Below are 7725 nucleotides of genomic sequence, written 5' to 3'. Positions count from 1 at the left end.
ACGTGCCGGTTCCATCGCCTACAATCTGTATCAACATGGTTATAAAGTTATTCCGGACGCTTGGTATCAGCGGGCTAACTTTTATTACCATATGCTGCTAGAAGAACTGACCAGCCGTATCGTGATTACAGTTTTAGACAGCATAAAACGTGAACTCTCTACCAGTACCACCCATAAAAAGCTGATTGAGGATCTGGTTGCCCATCACCGCGACATGTTTGCCATTGCCTTGGCAGATATTTTACAGGAATCTTTAGGTAAAGAGCTGCAAGCACAAAAAATCATGATTGCGGAAAATGTTGGCGACATCGTCAATCAAGCCATTGAAGATACACCTGAACTGACCCAGTTACTGCGTTTGATTCCCATTGTGGGAGGACGCATCGAGCAACAGATCCAAAGCATCGGACAACGTTTGGGAGAAAACATCACGCTGGGACTGATTGAACCTTTTGCATATGGTCATAAAAATGAAAAAAACCTGGCATATTTAGAAATTTCGAATAAAATCAGCCAAATACAATTTGAAAATAATACCCATGTGGAAAAACTGGTGGAATCGGCTGTTTTTGAAAGTTTAGAAGCGGTTCGCCAGCAAGTGAAAATAAAACAATGGCAACAAATCCTGGAACAGCATGATCAAGTCAAAGAATGATCATGAGATTAAAAATATTGAAAACGTGGCTAGAGAAAAGCTGCAATTTGTTCTAGCATTTGCTCTATTTACAACATCACTTCGACATAAAATGAATGAGTCAGAAGTCTTAAGGAATAATTATGGCTGATATACGGATTACAGGCAGAATGGTTAATTTTACCCGATTAACTTTTGACACCAATGATCACAATGCAATCCGCCAGCAATTGACTCAAATGCTTCAAGAAACTGCTTCTCATGGCACGCTGGTGATTATAGACAGCACGGTAGAACAGGAATTGATTGCACTGATTCAGTTATTGATCAGCCTGGACTTACAGCCAATGGGTGTGATTGACGGCATTCTTTCCGATGAAGCCCGCGCCATTCAGTTTCCTATTCTGCCTGCAGACAACAGACCTCTACAACGGATTAAAGCCACAAAAGAACAAGTGGTTGAAGCCGAAATTGAACCTGCTCAAACCCAAGATGCTGCAGAAGTGGCAGCCAAACCCGCTCGTGTCATCAGCCATGTGACATCTTATCATGATGAAATTTTGCGTACGGGTCAGTGTCTGGTCCAGGATCATGGCGATATTATTCTGAATGCGGGTATTAACAGCGGCTCTGAAGTCATTGCTTCAGGAAATATACATATTTATGGTAGCGCACGTGGTAGAGTCATCGCCGGCGCAGGCGGGAACAGCGCAGGACGTATTTTCTGCCATTCCCTGGAAGCAGAACTGGTATCAATTGCAGGTACATATTGCGTGGCAGATGACATTCCGCAGCATGTCCTGAAAAAATCTGTCCATATTTACTTGAATGATCATCAAGAACTTGTATTTGAAGTTCTCGAATTTTAATGTATAAATAAACACCAAAAGCCCCAGATTTAAAAAAGGGGTTTGAACCATAACAGGAGTGGATTCGGTGGCGAAAATTGTTGTCGTAACATCAGGCAAAGGTGGTGTAGGTAAAACTACAACAAGTGCATCTTTTGCAACAGGTTTAGCCCTTCGTGGTCACAAAACTGTTGTCATCGATTTTGACGTAGGTTTACGTAACCTAGATTTAATTATGGGTTGTGAACGTCGCGTTGTTTATGATTTTGTGAATGTTTTAAATAACGAAGCACGCCTTCAACAAGCGTTAATTCGTGACAAAGATATTGAAAATTTATACATTTTGCCTGCTTCACAAACCCGTGATAAGGATGCCTTGACCGATGAAGGTGTTGCACGTGTTATGGATGAACTTTCTCAAGAATTTGACTACATTATTTGTGATTCGCCTGCCGGTATCGAGCGCGGTGCAATCATGGCAATGTACCATGCAGATGAAGCAATCATTGTCACCAACCCTGAAATTTCATCTGTACGTGACTCTGACCGCATTATTGGTATGCTGGACAGCAAAACCAAAAAAGTAGAACAGAACGAAGGCCGTATCCGTAAACATCTTTGTATTACACGCTTCAACCCTGAACGTGCCGATAAACAAGAAATGTTAACGATTGACGATATTTCTAAAGATATCTTACGTGTACCTACACTGGGCGTTATTCCTGAATGTAAGAGCGTACTTCAAGCATCAAACGAAGGTAAACCTGTAATTCTGTTTACTGAAGATGCAGCTGGTCAGGCTTATGATGACCTGGTAGCACGCTTCCTGGGTGAAGAACGCGCTTACCGTCACATCGAAGTCAAACCTAAAGGTTGGTTAGCAAGACTATTTGGAGCGTAAGACATGGCAGGATTCTGGAGTAAATTATTCAGCAACGATGATAAACCTTCGAGCGCACAAACTGCTAAAGATCGCTTAAAAGTTATTGTTGCTTCTGAACAGGGTTTAGGCAAACGCTTAAGTCAGGAAAAGATTGACCTCATGAAGAAAGAAATCATGCAGGTGGTCAATCGCTATGTTCGTGGTGTGGATGAACAGCATATTCAAATGTCGGTGCGTTCTGAAGCCAACATTGAAATGTTAGAAATGAATATCAATTTGCCTGAAGAGCGATAATCTGAATTCTGATTAGTCAAGCAAATTGAATCAAGGCAAAATATGAGCCTGAACAAAGCACTGCTTTGTTCAGGCGCAAGACGAGAAGCTGTGCTTCGAAGTGCCTGAACGATTTAGGTACTACTTTGCCCAGCTGCAAGACGAGAAGCTGTGCTTCAAGTTGGCAGGGTCAAGCAAAACCGATTTCTCTAATGCTCCATATTTTTGCCTTTTTAATCCGTATACCAAGGAGTTTGCGATGGCATTATCTCAGCCAGCAACGTTCAATGAAGAATGGTCAGATGAGCGTGTATTTGCCTATTTAACCCAGCTTCCTCCTGCAGGCGTGAATGCCGATTTTCACGTGCTTTATCATGCGTTCAAGCACATGCGTCCAAATGATTATGAACGTTTATTGACTCAATTCATTGCTGATGGCCGTGATATCAATGCCACCAATCCTGAAGGTCAACGCATTCATGACGTGATTGCTCAATATCCACGTCAAAGCGAAGGCTTCCTGGAAGTTCTTGCCAAGTTTGCATAATTTCCACATTTCGATAAAAGGCCTGCTTGTTGCAGGCCTTTTATTTTTTGGATCTAAACTAGAACAACAGCCACATTAGCATAGGAAAGCTTAAGGCAAAGCATAACGTTTGCAGGCTGATCACCCCTGCCATGAGTTCACTGTCTCCCTGACAAAACTTGGTCAAAATATAAGATGCAGTTGCTGTTGGTAAGGCAAAAAATACCACCAATACTGCCGTTTCTAGCTGATTTAAGCGCATTAGACTGCAAATGGCGTAGGCAAAAAGAGGAATCAGCAGCAGACGTCCTACGGTATTGATCGCCAAACGAGATAAAGAGCGGCCTAAAGCGGAAAACTGCAAGCCGGCACCCACGCAAATCAAGCCCAAAGGCAAACTCATTGCAGCCAATAATTTCAATGCATTTTCGATCCCAACAAAAAGTTTTAATCCACTTAAATTAAACAGCATGCCTACCACACAACCTAAAATTAATGGATTTTTAAATACTGAGAGCAGCGTATTCTTAAAAGACACGCCTTGTCCCTGTGAGAAAGACAATACAGAGATAATATTTACTAAGGGAATGGAGACCACCATGATCATGGCAAATAACTGTACGCCTTTGGGACCAAATAAAGGTGCCATTAATGACAAGCCAATATAGGTATTAAAACGAATATGGCTTTGCATATAAACGCCGAAGCGTGCCGCAGGAATGTAACGCCATAATTTAAATGACCATAGCAACAGACTGACAATAATAATGATGATAAATAAGGCCGCCAAGACCCACCTGACCGCATCCAAATCCAACTCGACATAGGTCAGATTGGTAAATAAAAGTGTAGGGAATAAAATAAAGTAGTTAAATTTCTCTGCACCTACCCAAAAATCTGTTGCTAGATATTGATAATGTTTAAGTAAATACCCCATGGCAATCATGATAATGAGAGGAAATAAGGCGATCAGTATATTCATAACTATCTATTTTCAGCAGCTGGACTGCACTTTAACTTTCATCAGGCTGATAATATAATCCTCATTCAGTCTCATCATAAAATGAGTTTTTACTCATACACCTCATGACCTTTAGCCAGCTTGAAATTTTTATTCTGGTCGCAGAAAAACAGAGCTTTACCCTAACCGCAAAACAGCTCGGCATTACCCAGTCAGCAGTGTCACACGCGCTAAAAAGTCTGGAACAGCATTGGAAGGTGTGCTTATTTTCACGTGATCAGCACAAAATTGAACTGACCACAATTGGCGCACAGTTGCTGCTGCATGCACAAAATATTTTAAATACTGCACAAAATATGCAGCAGGAAGCGGCGGCAGCACATGGGGTGCATCAAGGTACGTTAAGGATTGGTTCTTTTGGTGCTTCCGCATCCATCCATCTATTACCGGAAATATTGACTGCCTACCGGCAACGCTACCCGAATATTGAAATTTATGTAGATGAAGGCACCGATGAGCAAGTTTCACAGTGGATTTTGGCCAAACAGATCGATGTCGGTTTTGCGGTCTTACCACGACCAGAGCTGGATACCTTCCCGGTTATACAGGATATTTTTGTTGCCCTTATCCCCAAGAGTTATCCGATTGCCAGCAAAACCGAAGTAAGCATTGCAGAATTGGTGAATTATCCCTTTATTTTAACCAAGGCCGGTAGCCAAACGCATGTGGAATTGCTATTTAAACTGCATCAAATTCAACCCACCATTAAATACCAATTGTCACAACTACTGACCATTTTAAATATGGTGAATATCAACGAAGGCGTATCTATAGTCGCGGATATGGCCATTACTCCCGAACTGCTGGCGTTACACCCCAATGTCGTCAAAAGGCCACTCACGCCCAATACCCAGCGCCATATTGGGCTGGCTGTAGCGAACAAGAAATTTATGAGCCCTGCCACAAAAGTCTTGATTGAACTTGCACAAGACATGTTTTATTTCCACAAATAAAAAAGCCTGCATTGAGCAGGCTTTTTCAAATCGGGTATTAAACCAGAATATCTCGCTTGCCATTGGCACCCATGCTGCTGACAATGCCATTTTCTTCCATCTGATCAATGATCCGTGCAGCACGGTTATAACCTAAACTGAATTTACGCTGTAACGATGAAGTCGATGCCTTGCGGGTTTCCAGCACAAAAGATACGCATTGATCATAGAGTGCATCACGATCCGAACCACCATCACCATCTTCAAAGCCACGCGAAGTCGGCTCTTCATCATACGGGGTCAGAATTTCGTCCACATAGTTCGGTTCACCACGCTCACGCCAGGCATCACAAATATTGTTTACTTCATCATCGGAAATAAATGCACCGTGCACACGTTCCGGTTCAATCTTGCCAGGGCCAAGGAACAACATATCACCATGACCTAACAGATCTTCTGCCCCGCCGGCATCCAGAATGGTCCGCGAGTCAATTTTACTGTTCACTCGCAAAGCCACACGGGTCGGAATATTGGCTTTAATCAAACCGGTGATCACATCGACTGATGGACGCTGAGTTGCAAGCAGCAAGTGAATACCGGCAGCACGTGATTTTTGTGCTAAACGGGTAATCATTTCTTCGGCTTTTTTACCCACTTGCATAATCATGTCGGCAAATTCGTCGGCAACAATTACGATAGACGGTAATGGGGTTAAACGTGGTGCACGCTCTCCTACCACCGAGTCACTTGCTTTCCAGGTTGGATCAATTAAGTCTTCACCATTGGCAATCGCTTCTTCGACCTTGCGATTATAGTCACTCAATTTACGGATTTTCAGATAAGACATCAGCTTATAGCGACGTTCCATTTCATTGACACACCAGTTCAGGGCATTCACGGCATCTTTCATGTCCGTTACGACTGGCGTGAGCAAATGAGGAATATCGTTATAGTTGGCCAGTTCCAGCTGTTTCGGGTCAATCAAGATTAAACGCAACTGATCTGGCGTATATTTCAGCAGCATCGATAAAATCATCGAGTTAACCGCCACCGATTTACCTGAACCGGTGGTTCCTGCCACCAGCATATGCGGGGCTTTACCTAAGTCAGCAATCACCGGATTACCCGAAATATCTTTACCCATGGCCATCGAAAGAATGCTATTTGGGTCGGTAAAGGCAGGAATGGTCAATAACTCGATCAGACGCACCATTTCACGAGTACTATTTGGTACTTCAATGCCGATATAGGGCTTGCCCGGAATCACTTCGACCACACGTACCGATGCCATCGACATCGAACGCGCCAAGTCACGTGAAATATTGGTTACTTTAGAAGCCTTAACACCCGGTGCCAAATCCAGCTCAAAACGGGTCACGACTGGTCCCGGCTGAGCTTCAACCACTTGTGCCTTGACATTAAACTCTTGCAGCTTAATTTCAAGTAACTCGGATAATCGCGCCAGCTGTTCAGCAGTAAAATTCACTTTCTTGTTTGGATCGACTTTATCCAGCAGTTCCAGACCCGGCAAAGTAGGCAAGTCACGACGCTTTTGTGCCACTTGCATGGCACGTGACATCGGACGGCCCATAGCATCAGTTAAAGGTGCATCAAAGTCAAAATCATCTTCTGCAAGCTCGGCTTCAACCACAGGCTTGCCCGCCGTTTCCTGCCAGACTTCACGAAACACATCTTTATTTGAAGCAATCAATGCCTTTTCATCTTCAGAAATTTTTGGCTGTTGCTGAATCTGGGTATTAATTTCTGCACGTACAAATGCTGAGGACTGGGCATAATTACTTGTGGTACGTGCCACGGGAGCCGCTGGCTCAAGATGATCTACCGGTAAATCATCTACCAGTAAATCATCCAGCTCATCAAACTCGTCATCCAATGCCGTATTTTTAGGCATACTATGATTCAATACGGGCGATGCAGCCATGCTCACAGATGCAGGCACAATTTTTTCTTCAGGGATAGCTGCTGCTGAGGGTGCAGATGATTCTGAATTCACCGGATTAAATGGGGTATGCACATCTGTTGCAGTTTTTCCACTCGGCACAGCGGCAAGCAATTCATCAAAGATTTCATCATCATCCCAATCCAGATTTTGTTTCGAGGTCTGAGAAATTGGTGCTGTAGATTGTTCATCAACAAATGCTTGAAAATGCTCGTGCGGTGTATGGAGGTCAGATTCTTCAGCCGCTTTGAGCAACGCATCAATATCTTGATTATGATTTTGGTTCTCATCGGAATGTAATGCACGCCAGACTTCACCGGTTGCCACGACACGCTGGGTATTCTGTTCCAGACGATGAGCTTTTTCTAGAACCTGTTCAAACTCTGCCTCGTCTTGATCATCGATCAGCTGTTGCTGTGCAAACTGTTCTTTTTCCACCATATCATTGAACAGGCGCTCTGCTGCCAGATCACGAACTATAGGCGACAGTTCTACTTCCTTATGTTCGGCTACTGGCGTTACTTTTTCTGAGGCCGGTTTTAGTTTGCTATTTGCAAATGACTTTTTGATTTCAGGATTGGTTCGATCAAATGCAGACTCGGCTTCTGGCACATTTTTATAAAATAAGTCTTGTAAATAGGCAGGTGT

General features: G+C 43.3%; 7 protein-coding genes and 1 pseudogene. 6 read left to right on the top strand and 2 right to left on the bottom strand.

Annotated elements, in window-relative coordinates:
* The 5 genes and pseudogenes from B4C48_RS13775 to B4C48_RS13755 all read left to right on the top strand — a co-directional run.
* Positions 1 to 655: pseudogene (locus B4C48_RS13775) on the top strand (preprotein translocase subunit SecA); the annotation flags it as partial.
* Between the two features lie 122 nt (positions 656 to 777).
* The gene (gene minC, locus B4C48_RS13770; protein ID WP_291357475.1) at positions 778 to 1503 is read left to right on the top strand and encodes a septum site-determining protein MinC; all 726 of its coding nucleotides are present in this window, start codon (positions 778 to 780) and stop codon (positions 1501 to 1503) included.
* Between the two features lie 67 nt (positions 1504 to 1570).
* Entirely contained in the window at positions 1571 to 2383 is an 813-nt protein-coding gene (gene minD / locus B4C48_RS13765; RefSeq protein WP_291357473.1) for a septum site-determining protein MinD, read from the top strand.
* A 3-nt stretch (positions 2384 to 2386) separates the two neighbouring features.
* On the top strand, positions 2387 to 2659 hold the full coding sequence (minE, locus tag B4C48_RS13760; RefSeq protein WP_291357471.1) for a cell division topological specificity factor MinE: 273 nt from the start codon (positions 2387 to 2389) through the stop codon (positions 2657 to 2659).
* Between the two features lie 238 nt (positions 2660 to 2897).
* A complete protein-coding gene (locus tag B4C48_RS13755; RefSeq protein WP_291357469.1) occupies positions 2898 to 3185 on the top strand; it encodes a PA4642 family protein in 288 nt (95 codons plus the stop codon).
* A 58-nt stretch (positions 3186 to 3243) separates the two neighbouring features.
* On the opposite strand, the gene B4C48_RS13750 is transcribed toward B4C48_RS13755, so the two are convergent.
* Positions 3244 to 4146: an AEC family transporter gene (locus B4C48_RS13750; protein WP_291357467.1), complete on the bottom strand. Its 903-nt coding sequence runs from the start codon at positions 4144 to 4146 to the stop codon at positions 3244 to 3246.
* 104 nt (positions 4147 to 4250) lie between these two features.
* On the opposite strand from B4C48_RS13750, the gene B4C48_RS13745 reads away from it, so the two are divergent.
* Positions 4251 to 5138, top strand: a complete 888-nt coding sequence (locus B4C48_RS13745; RefSeq protein ID WP_291357465.1) for a LysR family transcriptional regulator — start codon at positions 4251 to 4253, stop codon at positions 5136 to 5138.
* 37 nt (positions 5139 to 5175) lie between these two features.
* Here B4C48_RS13745 and B4C48_RS13740 read toward each other — a convergent pair.
* Positions 5176 to 7725, bottom strand: a 2550-nt coding sequence (locus B4C48_RS13740; protein WP_291357463.1) for a DNA translocase FtsK, incomplete at its 5' end; no start/stop codon positions are given.

It is taken from the genome of Acinetobacter sp. UBA3106, from assembly GCA_002365595.1.
In the GTDB taxonomy this organism is placed as follows: Bacteria; Pseudomonadota; Gammaproteobacteria; order Pseudomonadales; family Moraxellaceae; genus Acinetobacter.
Note: the sequence above shows the minus strand (reverse complement) of the source record. Positions and strands in the feature narration are given on the sequence as shown.

Excerpts from the sequence above, each read along its gene's own strand:
- minC (WP_291357475.1), top strand. The coding sequence starts at position 778 with ATGGCTGATATACGGATTACAGGCAGAATGGTTAATTTTACCCGATTA.
- minE (WP_291357471.1), top strand. The coding sequence starts at position 2,387 with ATGGCAGGATTCTGGAGTAAATTATTCAGCAACGATGATAAACCTTCG.
- B4C48_RS13755 (WP_291357469.1), top strand. The coding sequence starts at position 2,898 with ATGGCATTATCTCAGCCAGCAACGTTCAATGAAGAATGGTCAGATGAG.
- B4C48_RS13750 (WP_291357467.1), bottom strand. The coding sequence starts at position 4,146 with ATGAATATACTGATCGCCTTATTTCCTCTCATTATCATGATTGCCATG.
- B4C48_RS13745 (WP_291357465.1), top strand. The coding sequence starts at position 4,251 with ATGACCTTTAGCCAGCTTGAAATTTTTATTCTGGTCGCAGAAAAACAG.